The organism is Actinosynnema sp. NPDC059797 (genome assembly GCF_042732085.1).
Lineage (GTDB): Bacteria > Actinomycetota > Actinomycetes > Mycobacteriales > Pseudonocardiaceae > Actinosynnema.
Genome location: NZ_JBHWIE010000052.1, coordinates 9771 through 36589, shown reverse-complemented (window position 1 = coordinate 36589; position 26819 = coordinate 9771). Strand labels below are relative to the sequence as shown.

29 protein-coding genes and 1 tRNA gene are annotated in these 26819 nt (G+C 74.6%); 10 read left to right on the top strand and 20 right to left on the bottom strand.

The features are described 5' to 3' along the window. Nucleotides 1–142 precede the first annotated feature (142 nt). The 5 genes from ACFV4N_RS16075 to ACFV4N_RS16055 form a co-directional block, all read right to left on the bottom strand. Nucleotides 143–215 (bottom strand) — tRNA-Ala (locus tag ACFV4N_RS16075). A 73-nt stretch (nucleotides 216–288) separates the two neighbouring features. Then, complete coding sequence (gene sepX / locus ACFV4N_RS16070) at nucleotides 289–972, bottom strand: divisome protein SepX/GlpR (RefSeq protein WP_499673295.1); 684 nt, start codon at nucleotides 970–972, stop codon at nucleotides 289–291. 158 nt (nucleotides 973–1130) lie between these two features. Continuing rightward, the gene (locus ACFV4N_RS16065) at nucleotides 1131–1787 is read right to left on the bottom strand and encodes a GNAT family N-acetyltransferase (protein WP_499673294.1); all 657 of its coding nucleotides are present in this window, start codon (nucleotides 1785–1787) and stop codon (nucleotides 1131–1133) included. Next, nucleotides 1788–3011, bottom strand: a complete 1224-nt coding sequence (gene glp / locus ACFV4N_RS16060; protein ID WP_499673293.1) for a molybdotransferase-like divisome protein Glp — start codon at nucleotides 3009–3011, stop codon at nucleotides 1788–1790. It lies immediately after the preceding gene. A gap of 14 nt (nucleotides 3012–3025) precedes the next feature. Beyond that, complete coding sequence (locus tag ACFV4N_RS16055) at nucleotides 3026–3907, bottom strand: UTP--glucose-1-phosphate uridylyltransferase (RefSeq protein ID WP_499673292.1); 882 nt, start codon at nucleotides 3905–3907, stop codon at nucleotides 3026–3028. A 35-nt stretch (nucleotides 3908–3942) separates the two neighbouring features. Here ACFV4N_RS16055 and ACFV4N_RS16050 point away from each other — a divergent pair, with 35 nt between their 5' ends. The 4 genes from ACFV4N_RS16050 to mscL all read left to right on the top strand — a co-directional run bounded on the left by ACFV4N_RS16050 (nucleotide 3943) and on the right by mscL (nucleotide 6177). Next, nucleotides 3943–4509, top strand: coding sequence for a 5-formyltetrahydrofolate cyclo-ligase (locus tag ACFV4N_RS16050; RefSeq protein ID WP_499673291.1), 567 nt, complete (start codon nucleotides 3943–3945; stop codon nucleotides 4507–4509). A gap of 102 nt (nucleotides 4510–4611) precedes the next feature. Next, nucleotides 4612–4899 carry an FmdB family zinc ribbon protein gene (locus ACFV4N_RS16045; protein WP_499673290.1) on the top strand — a complete coding sequence of 96 codons (288 nt, stop codon included), beginning with the start codon at nucleotides 4612–4614 and terminating at the stop codon, nucleotides 4897–4899. Nucleotides 4900–4984: 85 nt separating this feature from the next. Further along, nucleotides 4985–5494, top strand: a complete 510-nt coding sequence (locus ACFV4N_RS16040; protein WP_499673289.1) for an SAF domain-containing protein — start codon at nucleotides 4985–4987, stop codon at nucleotides 5492–5494. Between the two features lie 239 nt (nucleotides 5495–5733). After that, nucleotides 5734–6177, top strand: coding sequence for a large-conductance mechanosensitive channel protein MscL (gene mscL, locus ACFV4N_RS16035; RefSeq protein ID WP_499673296.1), 444 nt, complete (start codon nucleotides 5734–5736; stop codon nucleotides 6175–6177). Nucleotides 6178–6274: 97 nt separating this feature from the next. Here the strand turns inward: mscL and ACFV4N_RS16030 are convergent, their stop codons facing one another. From ACFV4N_RS16030 to ACFV4N_RS16010, 5 genes are all read right to left on the bottom strand, one after another. Further along, nucleotides 6275–6487 (bottom strand): hypothetical protein, encoded by a 213-nt coding sequence (locus ACFV4N_RS16030; protein ID WP_499673288.1) that lies wholly within the window; start codon nucleotides 6485–6487, stop codon nucleotides 6275–6277. Continuing rightward, the gene (locus tag ACFV4N_RS16025; protein WP_499673287.1) at nucleotides 6484–6984 is read right to left on the bottom strand and encodes a MogA/MoaB family molybdenum cofactor biosynthesis protein; all 501 of its coding nucleotides are present in this window, start codon (nucleotides 6982–6984) and stop codon (nucleotides 6484–6486) included. The genes ACFV4N_RS16030 and ACFV4N_RS16025 overlap by 4 nt, the downstream gene beginning before the upstream one ends. A gap of 139 nt (nucleotides 6985–7123) precedes the next feature. Next, nucleotides 7124–8143 (bottom strand): sensor histidine kinase, encoded by a 1020-nt coding sequence (locus ACFV4N_RS16020; RefSeq protein ID WP_499673286.1) that lies wholly within the window; start codon nucleotides 8141–8143, stop codon nucleotides 7124–7126. Further along, nucleotides 8143–8838: a response regulator transcription factor gene (locus ACFV4N_RS16015; protein ID WP_499673285.1), complete on the bottom strand. Its 696-nt coding sequence runs from the start codon at nucleotides 8836–8838 to the stop codon at nucleotides 8143–8145. Before ACFV4N_RS16015 ends, ACFV4N_RS16020 begins: the two co-directional genes overlap by 1 nt. 268 nt (nucleotides 8839–9106) lie before the next feature. Then, nucleotides 9107–11095, bottom strand: a complete 1989-nt coding sequence (locus tag ACFV4N_RS16010; RefSeq protein WP_499673284.1) for a S1C family serine protease — start codon at nucleotides 11093–11095, stop codon at nucleotides 9107–9109. A 116-nt stretch (nucleotides 11096–11211) separates the two neighbouring features. Between ACFV4N_RS16010 and ACFV4N_RS16005 the strand changes: the two genes are divergently transcribed. Then, complete coding sequence (locus ACFV4N_RS16005) at nucleotides 11212–11793, top strand: proteophosphoglycan 5 (RefSeq protein ID WP_499673283.1); 582 nt, start codon at nucleotides 11212–11214, stop codon at nucleotides 11791–11793. On the opposite strand, the gene galT is transcribed toward ACFV4N_RS16005, so the two are convergent. From galT to ACFV4N_RS15965, 8 genes are all read right to left on the bottom strand, one after another. Next, the gene (gene galT / locus ACFV4N_RS16000; RefSeq protein ID WP_499673282.1) at nucleotides 11782–12861 is read right to left on the bottom strand and encodes a galactose-1-phosphate uridylyltransferase; all 1080 of its coding nucleotides are present in this window, start codon (nucleotides 12859–12861) and stop codon (nucleotides 11782–11784) included. The two genes, ACFV4N_RS16005 and galT, sit on opposite strands and share 12 nt — an antisense overlap. Beyond that, the gene (locus ACFV4N_RS15995) at nucleotides 12858–13655 is read right to left on the bottom strand and encodes a DeoR/GlpR family DNA-binding transcription regulator (protein ID WP_499673281.1); all 798 of its coding nucleotides are present in this window, start codon (nucleotides 13653–13655) and stop codon (nucleotides 12858–12860) included. Before ACFV4N_RS15995 ends, galT begins: the two co-directional genes overlap by 4 nt. A gap of 1 nt (nucleotide 13656) precedes the next feature. Next, a complete protein-coding gene (locus ACFV4N_RS15990) occupies nucleotides 13657–15651 on the bottom strand; it encodes a beta-galactosidase (protein ID WP_499673280.1) in 1995 nt (664 codons plus the stop codon). A gap of 123 nt (nucleotides 15652–15774) precedes the next feature. Continuing rightward, nucleotides 15775–17199, bottom strand: coding sequence for a sensor histidine kinase (locus tag ACFV4N_RS15985; protein ID WP_499673279.1), 1425 nt, complete (start codon nucleotides 17197–17199; stop codon nucleotides 15775–15777). After that, nucleotides 17196–17891 (bottom strand): response regulator transcription factor, encoded by a 696-nt coding sequence (locus tag ACFV4N_RS15980; RefSeq protein ID WP_499673278.1) that lies wholly within the window; start codon nucleotides 17889–17891, stop codon nucleotides 17196–17198. The genes ACFV4N_RS15985 and ACFV4N_RS15980 overlap by 4 nt, the downstream gene beginning before the upstream one ends. A gap of 51 nt (nucleotides 17892–17942) precedes the next feature. Then, nucleotides 17943–18554 (bottom strand): trimeric intracellular cation channel family protein, encoded by a 612-nt coding sequence (locus ACFV4N_RS15975; RefSeq protein WP_499673277.1) that lies wholly within the window; start codon nucleotides 18552–18554, stop codon nucleotides 17943–17945. Between the two features lie 11 nt (nucleotides 18555–18565). Beyond that, nucleotides 18566–19708 carry a GNAT family N-acetyltransferase gene (locus tag ACFV4N_RS15970; protein ID WP_499673276.1) on the bottom strand — a complete coding sequence of 381 codons (1143 nt, stop codon included), beginning with the start codon at nucleotides 19706–19708 and terminating at the stop codon, nucleotides 18566–18568. Nucleotides 19709–19727: 19 nt separating this feature from the next. Further along, nucleotides 19728–20552 (bottom strand): 3-hydroxyacyl-CoA dehydrogenase family protein, encoded by an 825-nt coding sequence (locus ACFV4N_RS15965; RefSeq protein ID WP_499673275.1) that lies wholly within the window; start codon nucleotides 20550–20552, stop codon nucleotides 19728–19730. 76 nt (nucleotides 20553–20628) lie between these two features. Between ACFV4N_RS15965 and ACFV4N_RS15960 the strand changes: the two genes are divergently transcribed. Then, entirely contained in the window at nucleotides 20629–21282 is a 654-nt protein-coding gene (locus ACFV4N_RS15960) for a histidine phosphatase family protein (RefSeq protein ID WP_499673274.1), read from the top strand. 4 nt (nucleotides 21283–21286) lie between these two features. Here ACFV4N_RS15960 and mrf read toward each other — a convergent pair whose 3' ends face one another. Together mrf and ACFV4N_RS15950 are read right to left on the bottom strand one after the other, a co-directional pair. Then, complete coding sequence (mrf, locus tag ACFV4N_RS15955) at nucleotides 21287–22366, bottom strand: ribosome hibernation factor-recruiting GTPase MRF (RefSeq protein ID WP_499673273.1); 1080 nt, start codon at nucleotides 22364–22366, stop codon at nucleotides 21287–21289. Nucleotides 22367–22398: 32 nt separating this feature from the next. Next, the gene (locus ACFV4N_RS15950; protein ID WP_499673272.1) at nucleotides 22399–22716 is read right to left on the bottom strand and encodes a hypothetical protein; all 318 of its coding nucleotides are present in this window, start codon (nucleotides 22714–22716) and stop codon (nucleotides 22399–22401) included. 85 nt (nucleotides 22717–22801) lie between these two features. Here ACFV4N_RS15950 and bluB point away from each other — a divergent pair, with 85 nt between their 5' ends. The 4 genes from bluB (at nucleotide 22802) to ACFV4N_RS15930 (ending at nucleotide 26693) form a co-directional block, all read left to right on the top strand. Beyond that, complete coding sequence (bluB, locus tag ACFV4N_RS15945) at nucleotides 22802–23434, top strand: 5,6-dimethylbenzimidazole synthase (protein WP_499673271.1); 633 nt, start codon at nucleotides 22802–22804, stop codon at nucleotides 23432–23434. Nucleotides 23435–23509: 75 nt separating this feature from the next. After that, entirely contained in the window at nucleotides 23510–25018 is a 1509-nt protein-coding gene (locus tag ACFV4N_RS15940) for a diguanylate cyclase (protein WP_499673270.1), read from the top strand. 53 nt (nucleotides 25019–25071) lie between these two features. Then, nucleotides 25072–25650 (top strand): TetR/AcrR family transcriptional regulator, encoded by a 579-nt coding sequence (locus tag ACFV4N_RS15935; protein WP_499673269.1) that lies wholly within the window; start codon nucleotides 25072–25074, stop codon nucleotides 25648–25650. Nucleotides 25651–25724: 74 nt separating this feature from the next. After that, entirely contained in the window at nucleotides 25725–26693 is a 969-nt protein-coding gene (locus ACFV4N_RS15930; protein ID WP_499673268.1) for an alpha/beta fold hydrolase, read from the top strand. Nucleotides 26694–26819 lie beyond the last annotated feature (126 nt).

The window sequence follows — 26819 nt, the reverse complement described above, 5'->3', positions numbered from 1 at the left end:
CTTTTTTTGTTATTATCCCCCCGCGGCTGGGGGGGGGGGGGGCCACGCCCGCGGGGGGGGGGCGGGGGGTTCCACCCCCGGCACAAATCCCGCGGCGAGGTGTGTTTGCGCTCACCCAAAACACACCTCGCCCATCGCCGAGTGGAGCTGAGGGGAATCGAACCCCTGACCTACTCGATGCGAACGAGTCGCGCTACCAACTGCGCTACAGCCCCGTGTTCAGTTGTCGTTCCGTTGTCGTGCGGGGGAAGCATATCAGGCCCGAAGGGGTGGTTCCGCCACCCCCCTCTACTCGCCCACCGCCCGCCGGTACGGCAGCGCCTCCGGCCCGTCCAGCTCGACGAACACCGGGTCCTCGTCGTCGGCGTCCACCACGACCGTGCCGGGGCGGACCTCGTGGTGGAAGCGCGGCTGCGGGGCCAGGCCCGCGGCGCCCTCCCGCACCCCGTCGGCGTCCTCGCCGCCCACCTCGGCCGCGCGCCGGGGCTCGTCGCCCTGCCTCGGGGCGCGCCGGCGGCGGGCCTGGGCCAGGCGCGCCTGGCGCCGGGCCCGGACGTCCTCCTCGATCTTCACCTGGCGGCGCAGGTACCCGAGGTAGGAGACGAGCGCCACGTCCACGGCGGCGTGCGCCCACCACAGCACGGGCAGCACCAGGCCCGCGACCAGGCCGGTGGCCAGCGCGAGCAGGAGGAGGGAGCCGACGACGCGGCGGCGGAACGCGTACTTGGCCTGGGCGGCGATCGCCGCGCCCTCCGGGTCGTACCCGCCGCGACCGGGGCGGAACGGCCGGGGCGCGTAGTCCAGGTCCGGTTCGTCGTACTCGTCGTAGTCCTCGAAGTCGTCGTCGGGCATGGCGTCGTACTCCTCCTCCATGCTGCCGCGCGACGCGTCGGCGCGCTTGCGCGCGACCATCGGGACGAGGACGACCAACCAGGCCACGACCAGTCCCACGACGATCAGCGAACTCGGCATCCCCGTCACCTCCCCCTACCTCGCGGCGCGCTCGGTGCGAACGCCACGCTAGTCACAACAGTCACACCTGTGTCGGAGGCTCGCCGCCCGGCATACGTACTAAAGTGTGGTCTATCACCCACTTTCGGGTGAGTTGAATACGCCGGTCGGCCGCAAGATCACGCGGTTCGGGCGTACCCCTGCGCGACCAATCGGCGCACCAGGCCCTCCGGCGAGGCCTCCTCGGCGGTCATCGCGAAGCACAGGTGGTCGCGCCAGTCGCCCGCCACGTCGAGGTAGCGCCGGAACAGCCCCTCCTCGCGGAACCCGGCCTTGGCCAGCACCCGCAGCGACGCCGCGTTCTCCGGCCGCACGGTCGCCTCCAGCCGGTGCAGGCCGCCCTCGCCGAAGCAGTGGTCCACCACCAGCGCCAGGGCCGCCGTCGCCACGCCGCCGCGCGCCCGGTCGGCCGCCACCCAGTAGCCGACCCACGCCGAGCGCAGCGAGCCGCGCACGATGTTGCCCACGGTGATCTGCCCGGCCAGGTCGCCGTCCACGGTGATCGTGAACGGCATCGCCTGGCCGCGCCGGGCCGAGGACTTCAGCGCCGACCACTGGGCGGGCCAGGACAGCGCGGAGTTGCGCTCGTGCCAGCCGTCGACCGCGGTGGGCTCCCAGTCCTCCAGGTGGGCCCGGTCGCGCAGCCGGATCCGCGACCACACCGAGGCGTCGAGCAGCTTCGGCGGGCGCAGCGCCACCAGACCGGCGTCGACCCGCAGCGGTCCGAGCCGCGCGGGCCAGCCGGGGTGTCGCCCGCCCTCCCACGCCAGACCCATCTATCCCCTTTGCGCCAGGAAGCTGACCGCGACCTCGTCGCCGACCGCCACGTCCGTCACGTCCTCGTCCACCACGACCAGGCAGTTCGCCTCGGCCAACGAGGCCAGCAGGTGCGCACCCGACGTACCCAGCGGCTGCACCAGGTACTCGCCGCTCTCGGCGTCGCGCAGCAGCTGGCCCCGCAGGAAGCCGCGCCGGCCCTTGGTCGAGGTCAGCGGGGACAGCAGGCGGGCGCTGACCGTCCGCCGGTGCGGGTTGCGCTTGCCCAGCGCGGCCCGGATCAGCGGTCGCACCAGCACCTCGAACACGACCAGCGCGCTCATCGGGTTCGCGGGCAGCAGGAACGTGGGCACGGCGTCCGGGCCGAGCCGCCCGAAGCCCTGCACCGAACCGGGGTGCATGGCCACGCGCGTGCAGTCCAGGTCGCCCAGGTCGGCCAGCGCGGCGCGCACCTCGTCGCCGATGGCGCCCCCGACGCCACCCGCGATGACCACGATCTCCGACAGCAGCAGCCTGCCCTCGACGACCTCGCGCAGCCGGCGCGGGTCCGGCGCCAGGATCCCGACCCGGCTGACCTCGGCGCCCGCGTCCCGCGCGGCGGCGGCCAGGGCGTAGGAGTTCACGTCGTAGACCTGGCCCTGGCCCGGGGTGCGGTCGACGTCCACCAGCTCCTCGCCGACGGAGATCACCGACACCCGGGGCCTGGGGTGGACCAGCACCTTGTTGCGCCCGACCGCCGCGAGCAGGCCGACCTGGGCGGCCCCGATGGACGCGCCGCGGCGGACCGCGACGTCACCGGTCTGCACGTCCTCGCCGGTGCGCCGCACGAAGGCGGCGGACGGCACCGGGCGCTGCACGGTCACCTTCGCCTGGTGCCCGTCGGTGTGGCCGAGGGGCACCACCGCGTCGGCCAGCGTCGGCAGCGGCGCGCCGGTCGCGACCCGGACCGCCTGGCCCGGTTGCAACCGCCGGGGTTGGCGCGACCCGGCGGGGATCTCGCCCACCACCGGGAGCGCGACCGGGTCCTCGTTGGCGGCCTGCACGTCCACGCTGCGCACCGCGTAGCCGTCCACCGCCGCCTGGTCGAACCCCGGCAAAGCGCGCTCGGCGACCACCTCCTCGGCGCAGAGCAGGCCCTGCGCCTCGGAGATCGCGACCCTCACCGGGGCGGGCCGCACGGCGGCGGCCACCACCCTGGCGAGCTGCTCGTCCACTGACCTCATGTGTTGACCCTCGTTCAGGAGTTGTCGAGGCGTTCCCGCAACCACTCCCCCAGCTCGGTGCCGTAGTCCGGGTGCTCCAGGGCGAAGTCAACCGCAGCCTTGAGGAAACCCCCGGGATTGCCGAGGTCGTGTCGCCCACCCCGGTGGACGACGACGTGCACGGGGTGGCCCTCGTTGATCAGCAGCGCGATGGCGTCGGTGAGCTGGAGCTCGCCGCCCGCGCCCGGCGTGATGCGCTTGAGCGCGTCGAAGATCGCCCGGTCGAGCAGGTAGCGGCCCGCCGCGGCGAACGTCGAGGGCGCGTCCTCGGCCTTGGGCTTCTCCACCATGCCGACGACCTGCTTGACGTCGTCGTCGTCGGTCTCGCGCACGTCGAACACGCCGTAGGCGGAGATCTGCTCGCGGGGGATGTCGAACGCGCACAGCACGCTGCCGCCGAACCGCTCGCGGACGGCCGCCATCCGGGACAGCACGCCGGTGGGCAGCACCAGGTCGTCGGGCAGCAGGACGGCCACGGCCTCGTCCTCGCCGGTCAGGTTGCCCTCGGCGCAGCCGACCGCGTGGCCCAGGCCCAGGGCCTTGTCCTGGATCGCGGTCTCGACGGTGAGGAGTTCGGGCGCGCGGCGGACCTTGGCGAGCAGGTCGGACTTGCCGCGGGCCTCGAGCGTCCGCTCCAGCTCGGGCTGCGGGCGGAAGTACTCCGCCACCGCGTCCTTGCCGGGCGAGGTCACGATCACGAGCTTGGTCGCACCCGCCTCGGCGGCCTCGGTGGCGACCAGTTCGATACCGGGGGTGTCGACGACCGGCAGCAGCTCCTTGGGCACCGCCTTGGTGGTCGGGAGGAAGCGCGTGCCCAACCCCGCCGCGGGCACGATTGCTGTCTGGAAGGCGCTCATGAAATGCGAGGGTAACGGCGTGCGGGAGGTGATCCGTGACGACGTCCGGTGAACGTGACCAGAAGCTCACGCTGCGCACACGGCTGCGAGCCCTTCGGCGCAGCGGACCGGTGCCGGACATGTCGGCCGAAGTGCTGCTGGCCATTGATGCTTTCGGCGTTTCCGCCGGTCAGACGGTGTGCGCGTACCTGGCTTCGCGGTTCGAGCCGGGGTCCCTGGCGATGGTGGAGGCGCTGAGGTCGCGCGGGTGCCGGGTGCTGCTGCCCGTGGTGGCGGGGGCGGAGCTGGACTGGGCCGCGTACGGGGGCGAGCTGGCGGTCGGGGCGTTCGGCCTGCGGGAGCCGGTGGGTCCGCGGCTGGGCCCGGCGGCGGTGGGGACGGCGGCGCTGGTGCTGGCGCCCGCGCTGGCGGTCGACCACGCGGGGGTGAGGCTCGGCAAGGGCGGCGGGTACTACGACCGGGCGCTGAGGTTGTCCACAGGTCCGGTGGTGGGGGTCGTGCGGGACGAGGAGTTCGTGCCCTCGCTGCCCGCCGAGCCGCACGACGTGCCGGTGGACGCGGTCCTGACGCCGTCGCTGGGCTTGGTCCGGCTGCCGCTGTGACGTTGACCTGTGGTGTTTGCGCGGCCTATGCCGGGTGACGCATCATTGGTGTTGGCACTCTCGACGCCCGAGTGCCAACCAGGACTCGTTGGAGGGCCTCCCGTGCCGACCTACCAGTACGCCTGCACCGAGTGCGACCACCGGTTCGAAGCGGTGCAGTCCTTCTCCGACTCCGCGCTGACCGAGTGCCCCCAGTGCTCCGGCAAGCTGCGCAAGCTGTACGGCGCGGTGGGCGTGGTGTTCAAGGGCAGCGGCTTCTACCGGACGGACAGCCGGGCCTCGTCCTCCTCGAAGAGCGAGTCGTCCTCGTCCTCCTCGTCGACTTCCTCGACCTCGTCCTCCACTTCGTCTTCGACCTCGTCGTCCACGCCGGCCGCCGCCGCGCCCTGACGTCGCTCGACCGCCACCCCCGAGTTGTCCACAGCTCGGGGGTTCGCGCTTTTCAGCCCCCGGCGCCGCCCCTAGCGTCGAAGGCGTGATCCTCCACCTCAGAAGGTTCGTGGCCCTGCTGCTGGCGCTGGCGGCGGCACTCCTGACCGCACTGCCGGACGGCCCGGTGGTCGACGTGCTCGTGGCGGCGCGCGACCTGCCGCCGAACGTGCCCCTCACCGCCGACGACGTCCGGGAAGTCGCCATGCCACCGCCGCTGGCGCCGTCCGGCGCGGTGTCGCGCGACGAGGCCGTGGGCCGGGGCCTGGCGGTCGCCGCGCGGTCGGGGGAACCGCTGACCGACGCACGGCTGTCCCCGCCCGACCCCGACGCGTCTTCGGTGGCGGTGCGCCTGGCCGGTGGAGGGGTGGCCGGGCTGCTGCGCCCGGGCAGCCGGGTGGACGTGGTCGGGGCGGGGGCGCACGTGCTGGCGGCGAACGCCTCGGTGGTCGCGGTGCACGGGGAGGAGGTGGTCGTGGTCTCGGCGGCGCACCCGGCAGCCCGGCGGGTGGCGGCGGAGTCGCTGGCCGGGCCGGTCGCCCTGGTCCTGCGCTGACCCCGCGCCAGCCGAGCCGCCCCCGCACCGGGCTGCCCACACCGGGCTGCGCTGCGCCGAGCTGCCCCCACCGGGCTGCCCCCACCGGGCTGCCCACACCGGGCTGCGCTGCGCCGAGCTGCCGGTCCTGGGCCAGGTCTGGATGGGCCGGCGCGCGTACCTGTCACCCCATCGGGGAAATCGTGGAGTCGTTACCCTCCGCTCGCCCCATCGGACTCATGCGGACAAGGAGCCGGCTCGTGATCAAGGGCTTCAAGGACTTCCTCATGCGCGGGAACGTGATCGACCTGGCCGTGGCCGTGGTCATCGGTACCGCGTTCAACGACATCGTGAAGTCGTTCACCGAAAAGTTGATCAACCCGATCGTGGCGTCCTTCGGCGGCGCCAACGTGAACGGGCTGGCGGTTCAGCTCGGTGACAACGAGAAGACGGTGATGGACTTCGGCGCGGTCATCACCGCGTTGATCAACTTCCTGATCATCGCGGCGGTCGTCTACTTCATCTTCGTGCTGCCGATGAACACGATCCGGGAGCGGCGCAAGCGCGGCGAGGAAGCCGGCCCGCACGAGCCGACCGATGTCGAGCTGCTGAAGGAGATCCGCGACCTGTTGGCCTCGCAGCAGGGCGGGACGGCGGGGGCCGGGGCGGGCGTGCCCCGGAAAGGGCCGCTCGGCGACGGCTGAGCAGCGCGGTGGGTCGGGCTCGCGGGCCGGTGCGCCGCGGGCTCGACCACGTCCATCACCGCACCGCACCCGCACCGCGCCCGTTGGTCGGCCCGGCTCAGCCGTGGTGGGGTGGGCGGTTCTCCTCGTACCACTCGTCCCCCCGCGTCGCGGGGCGCGGTTCGTCCGACGACGAGTCCGGCAGCACGTCGCCGAACACCTCGGCCAGTCGGCGACGCCGTGCCGCCTCCCGCGCCGCGGCCCCTGCCGCCTCGTCGGCGGCAGGGTCCTGCTCGGCACCGGTTTCGTCGCCGGGGTCGGGGCCGGTCATGCCTCGTCTAGGCCCGACAGTTGATCGATGACGTACGGCACCAGCGCCGACAGCGTCGCCATGCCGTCGCGCACCGCCGCCCGCGAACCCGCCAGGTTCACCACGAGGGTGCTGCCCGACACGCCGACCAGGCCGCGGGAGATGCCCGCGTCCACCGCGCCCGCCGCCAGGCCCGAGGCCCGCAGCGCCTCGGCGATGCCGTTGATCGGCCGGTCGAGCACGCCCTGCGTGGCGTCCGGTGTCACGTCCCGCGGCGACACGCCCGTGCCGCCGACGGTGACCACGAGGTCGACGCCACCGATGACCGCGGTGTTCAGCGCGGCGCGGATGCCCGCGACCTCGCCCTCCACCGCGACGGTGCCGTCGACGATGAACCCTGCTTCCTCCAGCAGCTCGGTGACCAGCGGCCCCGTGCTGTCATCGTGCTCACCGTGCGCCACCCGGTCGTCCACGATCACGACCAGGGCGCGTCCGAGGCGCTGCGCGCTGCGTTCCATGCGGATCACCGTATCCGGTGCCGGATCGGGAGGTTCGGTGACGTCGTCCTCGATGCCGGCGACCGTGATGCGCGCGGCGGCGACCGCCGGCGATCAGGCCGGCGACCAGGCGGTGCGCTCGACCAGGCGGTGCGCTCGATCAGGCGGTGCGCTGCCGGGCGGCCGTGCTGAGCGGCAGGCGCACCTCGAAGCGGCAACCCGGCCCGTGGTTGCGGGCGGTGATCGTGCCCCGGTGCGCCTCCACCAGCCCGCGCGCGATCGCCAGCCCCAGGCCGCCGCCCACCGGCTGCCGGTGCGGCGCGCCCCGGAACGCCACCTCGAACACCCTGGGCAGGTCGGCCTCGGGGATGCCGCCGCACGAGTCGTCGACGCGCAGCAGCGCCGACGTGCCCTCCACGTCGACCCGCACGGCCACCGCGCCGTTCGGCGGGGTGTGCCGGATCGCGTTGGACAGCAGGTTGCGGACCACCCGCGCCAGCTCCGGGTCGCTGCCCGGCACCACCGGCCAGGTCGCCGCGGCCGCCTCCAGCGCCACGCCCTTGCGCGCCGCCACCGGGCCCTCCGCCGCCACCACCTCGCTCACCACGTCCGCCAGCGACACCTCGGACAGCGTCAGCCGCAGCGCGCCCGCGGTGATCCGGGACAGCTCGAACAGGTCGTCCACCATCCCGGACAGCGCCGACGCCTCGCCCGAGATCCGCGCCGCGTAGTCGGCGACCTCGCCCGGCTCCGCCACCACGCCGTCCGCCAGCGCCTCGGCCATCGCCCGGATGCCGGCCAGCGGGGTGCGCAGGTCGTGGCTGATCCACGCCACCAGCTCGCGCCGCGACGCCTCGGCGGCCCGCTCCCTGGCCCGCGCCTCCCGCTCCCACACGCTGCGCCGCGCCAGTGCCCGCCCCAGCAGCACCGCCGTCGGCACCGTCACCACCGCCACCAGCAGGCACACCAGCAGCGTCGTCAGCAGCATCGGCGTGAACATGAACCCGCTGACCGCCAGCACGCCGCCGATGGTCGACACCACCGGCACGACGCCCAGCACGACCAGCGCGGTGGTCAGCGACCCGTGCGACAGCCGCCGCAGCACGGCCGCGCCCAGCAGCGCCAGCGGCAGCGAGAACAGCACCGCGTACGGGAGGATGTGCCCGATCTCGACCAGCATCACGCACCGCCGCCGTACCGGTAGCCCACGCCCCACACGGTCACGATGCGCTCCGGCCGCGCCGGGTCCGCCTCCACCTTCTCCCGCAACCGCCGCACGTGGACGGTCACGGTGGACTGGTCGCCGAACTCCCAGCCCCACACCCGCGACAGCAGCTCGGCGCGGCCGAACGCGGTGCCGCGGTGGGTCAGGAAGAACACCAGCAGGTCGAACTCGCGGGTGGTCAGCGCCAGCTCGCGCCCGCCCAGCTCCGCCGACCGCGCGCCCACGTCGACCCGCAGCGCGCCGTCCACCAGCACCGACGGCGACCGCGCCGGCACCACCCTCGACCGCCGCAGCACCGAGGTCACGCGCAGCGCCAGCTCGCGCGGGCTGAACGGCTTGGTCACGTAGTCGTCCGCGCCGAGGCTGAGCCCCGCGATCCGGTCCTCCTCCTCGCCGCGCGCGGTGAGCACCACGACGGGCACCGCGCCGCGCGCCCGCAGCCGCCGGCACACCTCCAGCCCGTCCACGCCGGGCAGCATCAGGTCCAGCACCACCAGGTCCGGCTCGCGCTCGGCGAACCGGCGCAGCGCGGCCTCGCCGTCGCCGACCAGCTCGACCTCGTGCCCGGCCAGCTCCAGGTACCGGCGCACGACGTCGCGCACCGTCTCGTCGTCGTCCACGACGAGCACCCGTCCGACAGCTTCTTCCACCAGCGCCTCACCAGTCGTCCGCGGGGATGCGGTGCACCGCGGGACGACCGCCGCCCGCGTCACCGGACATCGTCGTCGCCGGGCGGGCACGAGCACCACCGGCCGCACCGCAGGCGCAGCAGGAGGCCGCACGCCGACGGGGTGAGGGGCGGCCCCGTCGGAATGCGGCCTCGGTACCGGCTCGGGGCACGTGAGCCGGGGTCTTGGGGGTGTGCTGCGGTCAGCGCTCCGCTGTCAGCGCGCCGGGTTGATCAGCTCGTCGGGCGGGTCAGCGCACCTCGACGGTCTGGCCGCCGAGGGTGACCTCCACGGTGCGGCCGTCGTCGGTGGTGAGCTGCACCTTGTCGCCCGGCGCCCGGGAGCGGACGGCCGCCACGAGGGCGTCGGAGCTGTCGATGGGGCGGTCGCCGAACTTGGTGATCACGTCGCCGTCCCGGATGCCGGCCGCCGCGGCGGCGCTGCCCGAGGTGACGTCGCTGACCTGCGCGCCGCCCCGGGGGGCGTCGGTCACCTGCACGCCCAGCACGGTCTGGGTGGCCTTGCCGGTCTCGGCCAGCTCCGTCGCGGTGCGGCGGGCCTGGTCGATCGGGATGGCGAAGCCGATGCCGACCGAACCGGCCTGCGACTGGCCGGTGTTCGGGCTGTAGATGGCCGAGTTGATGCCGATGACCCGGCCCCGCATGTCCACCAGCGGGCCACCCGAGTTGCCCGGGTTGATCGCGGCGTCGGTCTGGATGGCGTTGAGCACGGTGGCCTGCCCGCCGCGTTCGCTGCCCGCGCTCACCGGTCGGTTCAGCGAGCTGACGATGCCGCTGGTCACCGTGCCGTTGAGGTCGAACGGCGAGCCGACGGCCACCACCTGCTGGCCGATCTTGAGGTCACCGGAGGCGCCCAGCTCGGCGACCGGCAGGTCGGAGACGCCCTCGGCCTTGACCACGGCCAGGTCGGACGTCGGGTCGCGGCCGACCATGCGGGCGTCGAACGCGCGGCCGTCCTGGAGCTGCACCCGGATCGCGCCGCCGTTCGCGGCGGACTCGACCACGTGGTTGTTGGTCAGGACCAGGCCGTCCGAGCTGAGCACGAAGCCCGAGCCCGCGCCGCCCTGGACCTGCACCTGCACCACCGTGGGCAGCACCTTGGCCGCCACCTGCTCGATGGAGCCCTCGGGCGCGGCGTTGGTCTGCTGGGCGGGGGGCGCCTGGTTGAGCGCGTTGACCACCGGCCCGGACCGGTCGGCCGCCTCGTAGCCGACGTAGCCGCCGACACCGCCCGCCAGGCCACCGACGGCGAGCACGAGCGCGGCGATCCCCGCGACCGCCTTGCCCCGCCCCCGTCGCGGTGCGGGCATCACCGATCCGGGAGGTGAGTAGTAGGGGCCCGGCTGACCGGGCGAACCCGGTCCGCCGGGCCCGGACGGCTGCGCCGGGCCCGAAGGGGTGGACGACGGCGAGCCGTGGTCCGCGGCGGCGTGAGTCTGCGGAACGCCGTGCGGACCGTGCTGACCGGGGTGGAAGCCTCCCTGCCAGGCTCCCGCCCCGGTTCCCGGCGCCCCGGCTCCGCCCTGCGCGGCGCCGAACGAGCCGGTCCCGGTCCGGCCGACGCCGCCCTGCACGGCATCGGCCGAACCGAACGCGGTCTGACCGGCGCCGCCCTGCACGCCGCCGGCCGAACCGAAGGAGGTCTGGCCGGTGCCGCCCTGCACGGCACCGGCCGAACCGGAAGCGGTCTGACCCGGGTCGCCCTGCGCGAACCCGGCCGAACCGGAAGTGGCCTGACCGGGGTCGCCCTGCGCGAACCCGGCCAAACCCGAGGTGGTCTGGCCGGTGCCGCCCTGCACGGCACCGGCCGACCCGAACGCGGCCTGACCCGAGCCGCCCTGCGCGGCGCCGGTCACACCTGGACCGGGTTCGTCGGCGCCGCCCTGCACGGCGCCCCCGGACCCGGTCGCCGACCGGGCGGCCGAGGCCGACGGGTCGGAGTCCTCCGGGCGGCCCGCGCTCTCCCGCGCGAACGACCCGGCGGCCGGCTGACCGGCGGCGGACGCCGGTGAGCCGAAGTCATCCGGGTGGCCGGCGCTGCCCTGCACAGCGCCCGCCGACCCGGTGACCGACCGACCGGCCCCTGCCGCCGGTCCGTCGGTGCCCGGCTGACCAGCACCCTGCTGCTGGTAACCGGTGTCGTCACGACCTCGCTCGGCGCCACCACGGGCCCACGGGCTCGGCTGCTGGGAGTCGCGCGGCTGCTCGCTCTCGGTCATGTCCACAACTCTGCGGTTTCCGCCTGAGAGGAGCCTTAAACGAAACTGGGCATCAGTTGTGAGTCATCACGACGGGTTCACGCACCGTGACGACCACCCGCTGGGACCATGTCCCCATGCGCGAAGTCGAGCTGCCCGACCCGACGTGGATGAGAGCGCGGTGGGCCGCGTTCGCCGCGGTCCGCGCCGCCCTCGGGTGGGGCGACGGCTGCCGCGCCACCGGCTCCCGGTGGCACTACGACGACGGCGGCGGCAACTGGGCCGACGTGGTCCACGTCGGCGCGGGCCGGGCCGTGCTGCTCGGGCACGACCACGAGCACTCCGAGACCTGCCACGACGGGGAACCGGGGACCGACCTCCTGGCCGGCGCGCCCGACTGGTGGGCGCCGCCGGTGCGGGAGGCCGGGGAGGCCGGGCTCCGGGTCGGCTTCGCCTACGGCTTCGAGGACGGGTCCTGGCGGCGCGCCGACCACGACGCCGACGACGGCTTCGACTCGCTGGACCCGCCGTTCGCCGACGAGGCGCGCTGCCGCGAGCTGATCGACGAGTTCACGCGGGGGCACGCCGCCGACGCCGCCGTGGACGCGCTGATCGCGGCCGACGCCGACGTCACCGAGGAGCTGGTGGCCGCCGTCGTCGGCCCCGGGTCGGACGCGGGTGCGGGCGCCGCCGCCGCGCGCGGTTTCCTAGCCGCGTAGCCGCTCCGCGATCTGCTCGGGCGTCGCGTCGTTGATCCACACGCCCATGCCGGACTCCGAGCCCGCCAGGTACTTGAGCTTGTCCGCCGTCCGCAGCACCGAGAACACCTCCAGGTGCAGCCACGCCAGGTCGCGCCCGGTCCGCACGGGCGCCTGGTGCCACGCCGCGATGTAGGGCAGCGGCCGGTCGTACAGGGCGTCCAGGCGGTGCAGCACGGTCAGGTACAGCGCGGCGAAGTCGTCCCGCTCGGCGTCGGTCAGCGCGGGCAGGTCGGGCACCTGCCGGTGCGGCACCAGGTGCACCTCGACGGGCCAGCGCGCCGCGGCGGGCACGAACGCCGTCCAGTGCTCCCCCTCCGCGACCACCCGCGTGCCGGCCGCCCGCTCGGCCGCCAGCACGTCGCCCAGCAGCGGCCGGCCGTGCTCCTCCCGGTACCGCGCCGCCACCGAGAGCATCCGCTCGGTCCGGGGCGTCACGAACGGGTAGCCGTACACCTGCCCGTGCGGGTGGTGCAGGGTCACGCCGATCTCCTCGCCCCGGTTCTCGAACGGGAAGACCTGCTCCACGCCCGGCAGCGCGCCCAGCGCGGCGGTGCGGTCCGCCCACACGTCCACCACCGTGCGCACCCGCGACACCGGGAGCTGCCCGAACGAGCTGTTGTGGTCCGAGGTGAAGCACACGACCTCGCACCGGCCGCGCCCGGCGGCCCGCGCCACCATCGGCATCCCGTCCACGGTGGCGGGCAGGTCCGGCACGCTCTCCGCGAAGGACGGGAACCGGTTCTCGAACACCGCCACGTCGTAGGACGGCTCGGGGATCTCGGTCGGCTTGCCCGGCGTCGACGGGCACAGCGGGCACAGGTCGGCCGGCGGCTTGTAGGTGCGCGTCTGCCGATGCGCCGCCATGGCCACCCACTCGTCGGTCAGCGGGTCGCGCCGCACCTCCGACAGGGGCTGCGCGCGCGGCAGGTCCCGGGTGTCCACCGCGTCGCGCACCGGCGCGTCCGGGGTGTCGTCGAAGTAGATGATCTCCCGGCCGTCCGCGAGCTTGCCCGCCGTGCGCCTCACGCCAGTTCCTCTCCCCGCCCCGGCACGTGCGCCAGGACCAGTTCGCCCACCTGCTCCCCCAGCACTACCCGAGCCTGCTCGGGCAAACCCTCGTCGGTCACCAGCACGTCCGCCTCGTCGAGCGCGGCGATGGTGGAGATGCCGACGGTTCCCCACTTCGTGTGATCCGCGACGACCACCACGCGACCCGCCGCGTCGACCAGCGCGCGGTCGGTCTCGCTCTCGTTGAGGTTGGGCGTGGTGAAGCCGGAGCGCTCGGCCATGCCGTGCACGCCCAGGAACACCACGTCCAGGTGCAGCGACCGCAGCGCCTGCACGGCCACCGGCCCGACCAGGGCGTCCGACGGCGTGCGCACGCCGCCGGTGAGCACCACCGTCCGGTCGGTGCGCCCGCTCTGCTGGAGCACGTCGGCGACCCGGATCGAGTTGGTCACCACGGTCAGGTCCGGGATGTCGTCCAGGAACCGCGCGAGCGTCCACGTGGTGGTGCCCGCGGACAGGCCGATCGCGGTGCCGGGGCGCACCAGGCCCGCGGCGAACGCGGCGATGGCCTCCTTCTCCGGGAGCTGCCGGACGGACTTGGCCTCGAAGCCGGGCTCGTCGGTGCTGCGGCCGACCACGGACGTGGCGCCGCCGTAGACCTTCTCCACCAGGCCGCGGGCGGCCAGCACGTCCAGGTCGCGGCGCACCGTCATGTCCGAGACGCCGAGCCGCACCACCAGGTCGCTCACCCGCACCGCGCCGGTCCGGCGGACCTCCTCCAGGATCACCGCTTGCCTCTGCCGCGCCAGCACGTCACTCCTCTTCCCTGAGCACGACCACGCCGCCGGCGGGCACGACCGCCCGCCCGGTGACGCGCTCACCGGACAGCAGGTCGACGCCCACCGCGGGCAGCTCCGCGTCGCCGCCCCCGTGGTTCACCGCGACCAGCCACGATACGGGCGCGCCCGCCCGCTCACCCCGGCGACGGACGACCTCGACGCCGGGCACCCCGCGCGGCACGCCCGCGTGGTCCAGCACGTCCTGGACCAACCGGTCCAACCCGTCGCCGCCGAGGCCGCACGCCAGGTACCAGGCCGCGCCCGCGCCGCGGTCGTTGCGGGTCACCGCGGGCACGCCGGGCAACGGGCCGTCGACGTAGGAGGCCAGCACCCGCGCGCCCTCGGCCCGCAGGTCCTCGGTCCACACGCGCGCCGACGAGCCGTCGTCCAGCGACACGGCCGCGCCCTCGCCCAGCGGGAAGAACTCCTCGGTCCGCACGCCCAGCAGGTCGCGGAACGCGCCGGGGTGGCCGCCGAGGTGCACGTGGCCGCGGCCGTCGGTGACACCGGACAGGTAGGTCACCAGCAGCCGGCCGCCGCCCTCGACGTAGCGCTCGTAGGGCGTGGCGTCGTCCACCAGGTACAGCGCGGGCAGCACGGCCGCCGCGTACCGGGACAGGTCCGCGCCGGGCGGGACGAAGTCGACCGTCACCCCGGCCCGCCACAGCGCGCGGTACAGCGCCAGGGCGTTGTCCTGGTAGGAGAAGTCGGCCGTGGGGTGCGCGGGCTGCTCCAGCGCCCACCGCGACTCCCAGTCGTAGACCAGGGCCACCGGCGCGTCGACGGTCGAGCCGACCAGCTCGGCCAGCCGCGCGTACTCCGCGCCGACCCGCTCGACCTCGCGGAACACCTTCGTGTCCGGGCCCGCGTGCGGGACCATCGCCGAGTGGTAGCGCTCCGCGCCCGCCCGCGACTGCCGCCACTGGAAGAACAGCGTGCCGTCCGCGCCTCGGGCGACGTGCTGGAACGAGTTGCGCCGCAGCTCGCCCGGCAGCTTGGCGAGGTTGCGCCGCTGCCAGTTCACCGCGGAGGTCGAGTGCTCCATGAGCAGCCACGGCCGCCCGCCGGCCAGGCCGCGCACGAGGTCCGCGGAGAACGCCAGCTCGACGTGCCGCTCGGGGTCCTCGGCGCGGGTGTAGTGGTCGTTGGACACGAAGTCGACCTCGGCCGCCCACTTCCAGTAGTCCAGCGCGCCGAACGTCCAGGTGACCATGAAGTTCGTGGTCACGGGCACGTCCGGGGTGACCTCGCGCAGCACGTCCCGCTCGGCCTTGAACAGCTCCAGCAGGGCGTCGGAGGAGAACCGGTCGAAGTCGAGCAGCTGGCCGGGGTTGCCGAGGGCCGGCGTGGCGCGCGGCGGCAGGACGTGGTCCCACGAGGTGTAGCGCTGGCTCCAGAACGCCGTGCCCCACGCCTCGTTCAGGGCGTCCAGGTCGCCGTGCCGGGCGCGCAGCCACGCGCGGAACGCCACCGCGCACCGGTCGCAGTAGCAGCGGGGCACGTGGCAGCCGTACTCGTTGCCGATGTGCCAGGCGGCCAGGGCCGGGTGGTCCCGGTACCGCCCGGCCAGGGCGCGGGCCAGCGCGACGGCCTTCTCCCGGTAGACGCCCGAGGTGGGGCAGTAGGACTGCCGGGAGCCGTGCGAGAGCCGCACGCCGTCGGCGGTCTCCGGCAGGACCTCGGGGTACGCGCCGGTCAGCCACGGCGGCGGCGCGGCGGTCGCGGTGGCCAGGTCGACCCGGACGCCGCCGTCGTGCAGCCGGTCGAGCACGCGGTCGAGCCACCCGAACTCGTAGCGGCCCTCCTCGACCTCCAGCAGGGCCCAGGAGAAGATGCCCGCGCTGACCAGGTTCACGCCGGCCCGCCGCATCAGCGCGACGTCCTCCGCCCACACCGGCTCGGGCCACTGCTCGGGGTTGTAGTCGGCGCCCCACGCCAGGCCGCGCACACCGGTGGGCCATGTCGTCATGCGGCAAGGGTGCTCGATTGAGCGCGCAAACGTCAACACACTCAAACAAGAGCACTCGTCAGAACCGGCACTTACCAGATCCCGTGCCACACGCTGGTGGGTTTTGTTTACTCTGTGTTCGGTTTACCGAGGCGCTTCACCCGCGGAGGAGTTGACCGGGGCCGCCAGCGGGGTGGGCCGGCCGGGCAGCCGCAGCGCGAACAGCGCGCCGCCCTCCGGGGCCTTCCCCACGTACGCGGCGCCGCCGTGGCGCTCCGCGACCTGCTTGACGATCGCCAGCCCCAGCCCGGAGCCGGGCAGCGTGCGGGCCTCCTGCGAGCGGTAGAAGCGCTCGAACACGTGCGGCAGGTCGGCGTCCGCGATGCCCGGACCGGAGTCGGCGACCTCGACCACCGCGCTGCCGTCGCCGAGCTGCCGCAGGTCCAGCCGCACCACGCCCCGCGCCGGGCTGAACTTCACCGCGTTGTCCAGCAGGTTCAGCACCGCGCGCTCCAGCGCCGACGAGTCGCCCAGCAGCCACCACGGCTGCACGTCCACGACGAACCGCACGTCCGACGCGCGCCGCTTCGCCCGGTCCAGCGCGCGCTCCACCACCTCGACCAGGTCCACCGGCTCGTGCACGACCTGCGGCGCGTCCTCGCGGGCCAGCTCCACCAGGTCGCCGATCAGCGTGGTCAGCTCGTCGAGCTGGGCCCGCACGTCGGCGTGGATCTCGGCCTTGTCCTCGTCCGACAGCGTCGGCGAGCCGGGCCGCTCCGAGGCCAGCAGCAGCTCCAGGTTGGTGCGCATGGACGTCAGCGGCGTGCGCAGCTCGTGCCCCGCGTCCGCGACCAGCCTGCGCTGCCGCTCCTGCGACTCGGCCAGCGCGCCGAGCATCGCGTTGAACCGCTGCGACAGCAGCGCCAGCTCGTCGTCGCCGGACACCGGGATCGGCCGCAGGTCGCCGGTCAGCGCGACCCGCTCGGTGGCCTCGGTCAGCCGCTGCACCGGCCGCAGCCCCGTGCGCGCCACCGCCGTGCCGGCCACCGCCGCGACCAGCACGCCCATGCCGCTGATCACGAACAGCACCACGGACAGCTTGCCCAGCGTGGTGTTCAGCGGCTTGGTGGACTGGGCGACCACCATCGCCTGCCCGTCGCCGTAGGGCAGGGTCAGCACCTGGAACCCCGAGCGGACGTCGGTCCAGAAGCTCTCCAGCGACACCCCGCGCGCCACGTCCAGGTCGGCGGGCTGCGTCGGCGGCGGGCTGGTGCCCTTCGGGAAGTAGATCTGCCCGGAGGTGTCCAGCACGCCGATCCGGATGTCGCCCGCGGCCAGGAACGCGCCGGGGATCTCCGACACGTCGTTGTTGACCTTGGGCGCGGTGACCGCCGCCTGCGCCCGCTGCCGGAGGTTGGACTCCAGCTGGTCGTGCAGGTTCCGGCTCACGGTCATGTAGGCGCCGAGCGAGACGACGGCCACGGCGCCGGCCACGCAGAACGCGGCGAGCAGCGTGACCCGGGCGCGCAGCGAGACCCGCTGCAACCGCCCGTTGGCGGCGTCGATCACGGAGGGGTCTCCCGCAGCACGTAGCCCACGCCGCGCACGGTGTGCAGCAGCCGCGGCTCGCCCTCGGCCTCGGTCTTGCGGCGCAGGTAGCCCACGTAGACCTCCAGGGCGTTGCCCGAGGTCGGGAAGTCGTAGCCCCAGACGTCCTCCAGGATCCGGCCGCGCGTGAGCACCTGCTTCGGGTGTGTCAGGAACAGCTCCAGGAGCGCGAACTCGGTCCTGGTCAGGCTGATCGGCCGCTCGCCCCGGCGGACGTCGCGCGTGCCGGGGTCCAGCTCCAGGTCGGCGAACCGGAGCACCGCGGCCGCGGACTCCTCCTTGGCGTCGTCCGACGAGGCCCGCCGCAGCAGCGCCCGCAGCCGGGCCAGCAGCTCCTCCAGCGCGAACGGCTTGGGCAGGTAGTCGTCCGCGCCCGCGTCCAACCCGGACACCCGGTCGGACACGGCGTCGCGGGCGGTGAGCACGAGGATCGGCAGGTCGTCGCCGGTGCTGCGCAGCCGGCGGCACACCTCCAGCCCGTCCAGGCGCGGCATCATCACGTCCAGCACCATGGCGTCGGGGCGCTGGTTGACGACGGACTCCAGGGCCTGCTGGCCGTCACCGGCCAGGTCCACCTGGTAGCCGTTGAACTGGAGCGAGCGCCGGAGCGACTCCCGCACGGCCCGGTCGTCGTCGACAACGAGGATGCGCATGGGCTCAGTTTTGCCGGTGGTCCTGAGAGTCGCCTGAGAAGGCCGTGTGAGCTACCCGTCAAGTTTCCTGGGCACGGGCGCGTTCCAGTCCCGCCAGAGCGCGATGAGCCGCAGCCCCACGATCAGGGCGGACCCGGCCACGCTCACCGGGGCGGGCGGCAGGTCGAGCTGGTCGCCGAGCACGACGACGACCGCGCCCGCCAGCGCCGCCACCGCGTAGATCTCGCGCCGCAGGACCAGCGGGATCTCGCGCAGCAGCACGTCCCGCAGCGCGCCGCCGCCGATGCCGGTGGTCATGCCGACCAGGCACGCGGCGTACGGCGGCGCGCCCAGGGCGAGCGCGGTGGCGGTGCCCGCCGTGACGAACAGGCCGAGGCCGATCGCGTCGAGCAGCAGCACGGACCGGCGCAGCCTGGCCACGGTCGGGTGGAACCGGAAGACCACCAGCCCGGTGACGCCGGCGACGGCCAGGTAGGGCCAGTTGACCAGGGCGACCGGCGGGTGCACGCCGAGCAGGACGTCCCGGATCGTGCCGCCGCCCAGCGCCGTGGTCAGGGCCAGCACGGTGACGCCGAACACGTCCAGCCGCGCCCGCACCGCCGCGGCGGCCCCGGAGGCGGCGAACGCGGCGATCCCGACCAGCTCCAGCGCGGTGAGCAGCACGGGTGGTCAGGTTAGAAGAAGTCCGCCAGCCGGGGGACGCCCGGTGCTCCGACCAGCCGATCGAGCGCCCGGCCGTCGCCGTCGAGCAGGCCCGCGCGCCGCAGCGCGTGGCTGTCCTGCGCGCCGGCGAACCAGGGCCCGAGCGCGCGGGCGCGCAGCCGCACCGCGCCGCTGCCGCCCGCCTCCACGCGCACCCGGCCGCCCTCCGCCACCAGCCGCCGGCGGCCCGCGTGCCACGGCGCGTGCTCGTCGACGACCTCCAGGTCCACGACGAGGTCCAGCCCCTCCCCGTCCAACCCCTGGGCGGCGGGCCAGCCGCGCGCCGCCACGGCGGCCGGCAGGTCCACCACCCGCAGGAACCAGGCGGACGTGGTCGTGGTGAACCTGATGCCCTGGTCGGTCAGCAGCCAGGTGGTCGCGGGGTCGGTGACCCGCAGGGACGCCCGCTCCAGCACCCCGGCCCAGCTGCGCACCTCGCCCAGCAGCGAGAGCTGGGTCGCCAGGTCCCGCCCGACCAGGTCGAACACCCGCAGGCCCCGGTCGTCGCGCTCCGCGGTCAGGTACCCGCGGACGTCGCCGTCGCGGCCGGGCACCACCGACACCACGTCGCGCTCCAGCACGTCCCGCACGTCGACGGCGGGCCCGGCGCGGTCGAGCATCCCGTTGACCGTGGAGGCGAGGTCGCAGTAGCAGGCGTGCAGGGCGGTCAGGTCGCCCTCCTCCACCGGGCGCGCGGCGAGCCGGGCGCCCGCGGGCACCCGGTCGAGCGGGAACTCCAGGTGCTCGAACACCCCGGCCCGCTCCCACCCGCGCGACCGGTACAGGGCGGGCACGGTCGCGTAGAGCACGGACAGCGGTTGGCCGCGTTCCCGCAGGTCGCGCAGCGCCGCGTCGAGCAGCGCGCCCGCCACGCCGCGCCCGCGCGCGTACGGGTCGACGGCCACGCCGCCGATCCCGCCCATGGGCACCGCCGCGCCGCCCCAGAACTGGTGGAAGTCCGTGATGCCGAGCGCGCCCGCGAGCCGGCCGTCCAGCTCGGCGGCCAGGCCGCGGACGCCGGGACGCGCCCCGGTCGGGCCGGGCCGGCCGAACGCGACCCGGTGGAGCCTGCCCAACGCCTCGGAGTCGTCACCGGTCAGCTCGCGGATCAGCACCCGTCCTGCCTACCAGGTCCTACCAGGTGAAGAAGCCCTGCCCGGTCTTGCGCCCGAGGTGGCCGGCCGCGACCTTCTCCCGCAGCAGGGCGGGCGGGGCGAACCGGGGTCCCAGCTCGGCGGCCAGGTGCTCGGCGATCGCGAGCCGCACGTCCAGGCCGACCAGGTCGGTCAGCCGCAGCGGCCCCATCGGCCAGCCGTAGCCCAGGCGCATGCCGGTGTCGATGTCCTCGGCGCTCGCCACGCCCTCCTCCAGCATCCGGATCGCCTCCATCCCGACGGCGACCCCCAGCCGCGAGGTGGCGAACCCGGGCGCGTCCCGCACCTCGATCACGGTCTTGCCCAGCTCCTCGGCCCAGGCGCGGGCCTTGGCCACGACCTCGGCCGACACCCCGTCGTGGTGGACCAGCTCGACCAGCCGCTGCACCGGCACGGGGTTGAAGAAGTGCATCCCGAGCACCCGCTCGCCGGGCAGCCCCTCGGCCAGCGCGGAGATCGACAGCGACGAGGTGTTGGACGCCAGCACGGCGTCGGGGCAAGCGCTTGCGGCGGCGGCCAGCACGCGCCGCTTCAGCTCCACGTCCTCGGGCACCGCCTCGACGACCAGCCCGGCGGCCACCGGTTCCAGCCGCTCCACGACCGCGAGCCGGCCGAGCAGCTCCCCCGGTTCGGCGTCCAGCCTGCCGCGCTCGGCGGCCTTGCCCAGCGACGCCTCGACGGCCCGCCGCGCCGCCGGCACCCGGTCCGCACCGGCCTCGACCAGCACCACCTCGTGGCCGCCGGCGAGGAGGAGGTGGGCGATCCCGGCGCCCATCGTGCCGCCACCGATCACCACGGAGATCATCGGACCGCCTCCATATAACACCTGTGGGCCGGTTTTCCAGCGAACTGTAACATCGACACCGGGCACCATGGTCCCCGTGAGGATCATCCTGCTGCGGCACGGCCAGAGCCTGGGCAACGTCGACGAGCTGGCGTACTGCCGCATCCCCGACCACGCCCTCCCGTTGACCGAACTCGGCGAGCGCCAGGCCCGCGAGGCGGGCCCGCGCGTCAAGCGGCTGCTGGACGGCGAGCCGGTCGCGGTCTACGTGAGCCCGTACGTGCGCACCCGGAGCACCCTGCGGCACCTGGACCTGGGCGGGCAGGCCGAGCGGACCGTCGCCGAGCCCCGGCTGCGCGAGCAGGACTGGGGCAACCTCCAGGACCCGGTCCAGCAGGAGGTGCTCAAGCACCAGCGGCACGCGTTCGGCCACTTCTTCTTCCGGCTGCCCAACGGCGAGTCGGGCGCGGACGTGGACGACCGGCTGGCCGCGTTCCTCACCGACCTGGAGGCGCGGATGCGCGAACCCGGCCACCCGGCGACCGCCCTCGTGGTCTCGCACGGCCTGACCATCCGCCTGCTGTGCCGGCGGCTGTTCGGCTGGAGCATCGAGCTGTTCGAGTCGCTGTCCAACCTCGACACGTGCGAGGACCGGGTCCTGACGAACACCGGCGGCGAGTGGCGGCTCGACCGGCCGTTCACCCAGTGGCGCACGTCGCCGGACGGCGAGGTGCAGGGGCCGATCGGCTAGCGCGTCACAGCTCCTCCAGCTCGTGCCACTCGGCGAACGGGTCGGCGAACTCCAGCTCGGCCGCCAGCGCCAGCTCCTCGTCGGTGACCAGCGCCGCCCCCAGCGCGGCGACCACGTCCTCGCCCGACGCCCGCAGGCACACCGCCACGACCTCCTGCGACCGGTCCCCGAACTCCGGGTCCCAGTCCAGCGACGCGAACGCCCGCCGCTCGGCGTCCACGTCGGACCAGTCCTCGACCGCGGCCAGCCACGTGCCCACCGCGCCGACCGACAGCCCGCCGCCCGCCGACTCCAGCCACATCACCCGGTCCGGCTGGCTGACCACCCACAGCCGGCCGCGGGCCCGCACCACGCCGTCCAGCAGCACGTCCACCGCCTCGTGCAGCCGCATCGGGTGGAACGGCCGGCGGGCGGTGAAGCGGACCACCGAGACGCCGTGCGCGGGCTCCTCGGGCGCGCCGCGCAGCAGCGGCGCGAACGCCGGGGTGAACCGGCGCCCCGGCGGCACGGCGAGCAGCCGGGACACCTCCAGGGAGGACAGCTCGAAGCGGGGCGTGCCCGGCGCGAGGCGGTCCAGCACGGCGGGCAGCACCTCGTCGCCCGGCGGCCCGGTGAGCACCAGCGCGTCGGCGAACTCCACGTGCCCCACGACCACCTGCGCGACCGTCCGCTCGTCCGAGGGCAGGCCGATCCCGCGCTCGCCGAGCGTGTCCTCGCCGGTCGCGTCGGCGAGCCAGGTCGCCCGGTCCACGACGGACACCACCGACCCCACCCGGATCGACCCCCGGTCGACCAGCGCGAGGCACACGGCCTCGGGCTCCAGCGACGGGTCGAGGTCGAGCACCACCCGGCGGCCGGCCAGCGAGGCCAGCAGCGGCAGCAGGTCCTCGCGCAGCGTGCACGACAGGCACCCGTGGGCGAGCGACAGCTCGGTCGGCACCCCGTCCACCCAGCGCCGCACCACGCCGTCGACCAGGCGCGACAGGTCGTGCCGGACGAGCACCGACCCGGGCGAGGCGCGCCACACCTCCTCGGCGACCCCGTGCGCACCCATCCCGGCAACCACCACGACAACGGTCTCCACGGCGGTCACCCTAAACGAAAACGATTATCATTTCAAAGGCGCTGGGCCTCCCCCGCGACCGACCGCCGCCGCACCCCGCCGCCGAGCGAGACCGCGCCCGCCACGCAGAGGACGAGCAGCGCCGGCCAGTCGGGCGCCAGGCTGCCCTCGTGGCCCACGACGAAGCTCGCGTACAGGCCCCAGCACTGGACCGCCGTCAACAGGGCGCCGGCCGGGGTGGTCCACCAGGAGACGGCGACCACCACCGCGGTCAGCAGGACCAGGGCGGGCACGGGCCAGCCGCCCGCCGCCGCGGTGACCGCCACGCCACCGGCGAAACCGAGCGCGGACCCGTGCGCAGTGCCGATCATGACCGTCCATTGAACGCCCGGTTGAGACGGACGCCACCCCCTCCGGCGACGAGTTCACCGGAACGCGTGAGGCACGATCCTCCGAATGAGCTTCTACGACGTCCTGCACCGCCGGAGGGACACCAGGGGTGAGTTCACCGGCGCCCCGATCCCGCCCGAGGTGCTGCGCCGGGTGCTCACCGCCGCGCACGCCGCGCCCAGCGTGGGCCTGTCCCAGCCGTGGGACTTCGTCGTCGTGCGCGACGAGCACACGCGGCGCGCCTTCCGCGACCACGTCCACGCCGAGCGCAGCGTCTTCGCCGCCGAGCTGGACGGCGAGCGGGCCGAGCTGTTCTCCCGGATCAAGGTCGAGGGCATCCTGGAGTCCACGCTGGGCGTGGTCGTCACCTACGACCCCGACCGGGGGTCGCCCGCGGTCCTGGGCAGGCACGCCATCGCCGACGCGGGCCTGTACTCGGTGTGCCTGGCCATCCAGAACCTGTGGCTGGCCGCGACCGCCGAGGGGCTGGGCGTGGGCTGGGTGAGCTTCTACCGCGAGGACGTGCTGCGCAGGCTGCTGGACATCCCGCCGCCGCTGCGGCCGGTGGCGTGGCTGTGCGTCGGGCCGGTCGAGGGGCTCCCGGACACCCCCGACCTGGAGCGGCACGGGTGGCGCAACCGGATGCCGTTGGAAGAAGTCCTCCACGAGGAGCGGTACACCCGGCGTCCGGGCCGGTAGCCTGTGGTAGCCGTGCCGGCGGCGGGCGGGCCCCGCGTACCCGTCCCGCCGAGTCGGAATGGGGTGTCAGCACGAGTGGAGCAGCGAGAACCACTGGCCGCGGAGCAGGCGTCGCAACCGGACCTCGAGGTCAGGGAGTTGCTGAACGCCGGCCGGCTCGCGGAGGCGAACACCCTGTTCGACCGGGTGGTGAACCGCGTCCCGCCCGGCGCGGACCGCTGGGAGCGCTCCGCCGCGCTGGTCAACCAGGCGAAGCTCGCCTGGCGGCTCGGCCGCATCCCGCTGGCCCTGGAGCTGGCCGCCGAGGGCTGGACCGACCTGGACGGCGAGCCGAGCGACAACCCGGCCGCGGCGCGGGCCATGCACGCGCTGGGCTACCTGCTGGAGGGCATCGGCAACCGGCGGGCGGCCGTGGACGTGCTCCGGTTGTCGGTCCAGGTGGCCCGGCGGGCGGCGCTGACCTCCGACCTGGGCGTCGAAGTGCTCGGCCACTGCCTCCAGGGCCTGGGCGGCACGCTGAACTTCCGCGCCATCTCCTCGCCGCCCGACGTGGCGCCCGCGATCTTCGAAGAGGCCCGCGGCTACCTCAAGGAGGGCCTGGAGCTGGCCACGGACGAGCAGATGCGGCGTGCGCTGCTGGGCGCGTACAGCCGTTCGCTCGCGGGGGTCGGCGAGCTGGGCGAGGCCGAGGAGCACGCCCGCGAGACGCTGCGGCGGGCGCGGGAGGCCGACGACAAGTGGGCGCTCGCGGTGGCCAACTGGGTGCTGGCGGTGGTGCACCGCGAGCGGGACGACCTGGTCAGGGCCCGCACCCTGGCCAGCCGGGCGGTGGCCGCGTCCGAGGAGATCAACGACCCGTCGCTGCTGCTGCGGTTCTCCCTGGACCTGGCCGACATCTGCGCGCGGATGAACGACCACGTGGGCGAGGCGGCGGCGCTGCGCTGCTCGGTCGCGGCGAGCAGGACCGCGACCGAGACGCTCCAGGAGGGCCTGGCGCAGGCGCTGGAGCAGCGGCGGGTGGCCGTGCAGGCCCAGCGGCTGGCGGCCGCCGCGCAGGAGGCCGCGGCCCGGGACCCGCTGACCGGGCTGGCGAACCGGCTCGGGCTGGAGCGCTCGGCGCCCGCGCTGCTGGAGCGCACGGCCGCGAAGGGCCGCCTGCCGTGGCTGGTGCTGGTGGACGTGGACCGGTTCAAGGGCGTGAACGACGACGCCGGGCACGCGGCGGGCGACGCGACGCTGCGCGAGATCGCCCAGCTGCTGCGCCGGGAATGCCGGTCCGACGACCTGGTCGCGCGGTGGGCGGGCGACGAGTTCGTGGTGCTGCTCGGCGAGGCGGCCGGCAGCTCCCGCGACGTGGGGCCGGTGGTGGCCGAGCGCATCCGCGCGGCGGTCGACGACCACGACTGGACCGTGGTGCTCGGCCCGGTGCGGCGCCCCACGGTGAGCATCGGCGTGGCCGCCGGACCGGCCAAGCTGGACCAGTTGTTCGCGGCCGCGGACATGGCGCTCTACCGGGCGAAGCGGCACGGCCGCAACCGCGTCGAGGTCGAGCCCCTGGTGTCGGGGATGGTCAGCGGGAACTGACCGGGCCCGCCTTTTTCTTGACCGCTCGTTCCAGTGTGGCTAGCGTGGACGCCGTGGCCAGGACCAAGGAGTTCGACCCGGACGTGGCGCTGCGGGCGGCGCTGGACCTGTTCTGGCGCAAGGGCTACGAGGCGACCTCCGTCCAGGACCTGGTCGACCACCTGGGCATCGGCCGGGCCAGCATCTACGCCACCTTCGGCACGAAGCACGAGCTGTACCTGCGGGCGCTGGACCGGTACTGCGAGCAGACCGGCGGCCGCACCGCCTACCTGCTGTCGCCGGCGGGCCCCGCGCTGCCCGCGGTCCGGGAGCTGATCCGCTCCTTCGCCGAGGACGCGCTGACCGACCCCGACGGCAAGGGCTGCTTCATCACCAACACCGCCGTCGAGTGCCTGCCGCGCGACGAGGCCGCGGGCCGGCGCGTGGACATCGGCCTCAACGGCCTGGAATCGGCCTTCGCGGGCGCCCTGGAGCGGGCCCGCGACCAGGGCGAGCTGAGCGCGGACAAGGACCCGCGGTCCCTGGCCCGGTTCCTGGTCACGCTGGTGCAGGGCATCCGCGTGATCGCCAAGCGCCCGGACCCGCGGCGCCTGCGCGACGCCGTCCACCACGCCCTGTCGCTGCTCGACTAGCACCCCTCCGCGCCACCTCCCGCGTTCCGCGCTGCCCTAATAATGGAACGACCATTCAAGAATGGGGGTCCACCGTGGACCGACGAGCACTGCTGACCTCCGGCCTGGCGACCGCCGCCCTGGCCGCGACCGCGCCCGCCGCCGCTCCCGCCGCCGCTGCCGCCCCTTCCGTCCCCTCCGACGCCGCGCTGGCCCGCTCACTGGGCTTCCGCAGCGCGCACGCGCAGGTCAACGGGACCCGCCTGCACTACGTCACGGGCGGCGAGGGCTCGCCGCTGGTGCTGATGGGCGGCTGGCCGCAGACCTGGTGGCAGTTCCGCAAGATCATGCCGGCGCTGGCCCGGCGGCACCGCGTGGTCGCCGTGGACATCCGCGGCATGGGCGGCTCGGCCACCCCGGCGGGCGGCTACGACAAGAAGACCATGGCCCGCGACGTCCTGGAGCTGGTCCGCCGGCTGGGCCTCGGGCGGGTGGACGTCGCCGGCCACGACATCGGCGCGATGGTCGGCCACAGCCTCGCGGCCAACCACCCGGAGGCGGTGCGCCGGCTCGCCCTCCTCGACGTGCCGCACCCGGACGAGAGCCTGTACGACCTGACCCTGCTGCCCCGCCCCGGTCAGCCCTTCCACCTGTGGTGGTTCGCCTTCAACCAGGTCCGGCTGCTGCCCGAGGAGCTGCTCGCCGACCGGTTCCGGCCGCTGGTGGACCACCTGTGCGGGCTGATGCTGAAGGACCAGGGCGCCATCACCGACCGGGACCGGTCGATCTACGCGAACGCGTACTCCTCCGCCGACCGGGTCCGGGCGGCCAACGGCTGGTACCAGGCGTTCGGCCAGGACGTCGAGGACCACAAGACCTACCCGCGGCTGACGCTGCCGGTGCTGGGGCTCGCGAACTCCGACGCCCCGGAGTACCTGGGGGCGCCGCTGCGCAGGCACGTCGTCGCGCCCGAGCTGGTGGTGGTCCCCGACAGCGGGCACTACCTCGCCGAGGAGCAGCCGGACGCGGTGGTCCGCGAACTGCTCGCGTTCTTCGGCGGGTGACCGGGGCGCGCGGCCGGGGGGGGGGTGCCCGGCCCGGGCCCCGGGGGGCGCGGGTGCGGGCCGCGCGGGCGGGGCGCCCCGCCGCCCGGACGGCGGGTTAACCGCCCGTGATTAAGAGGCCCCTAC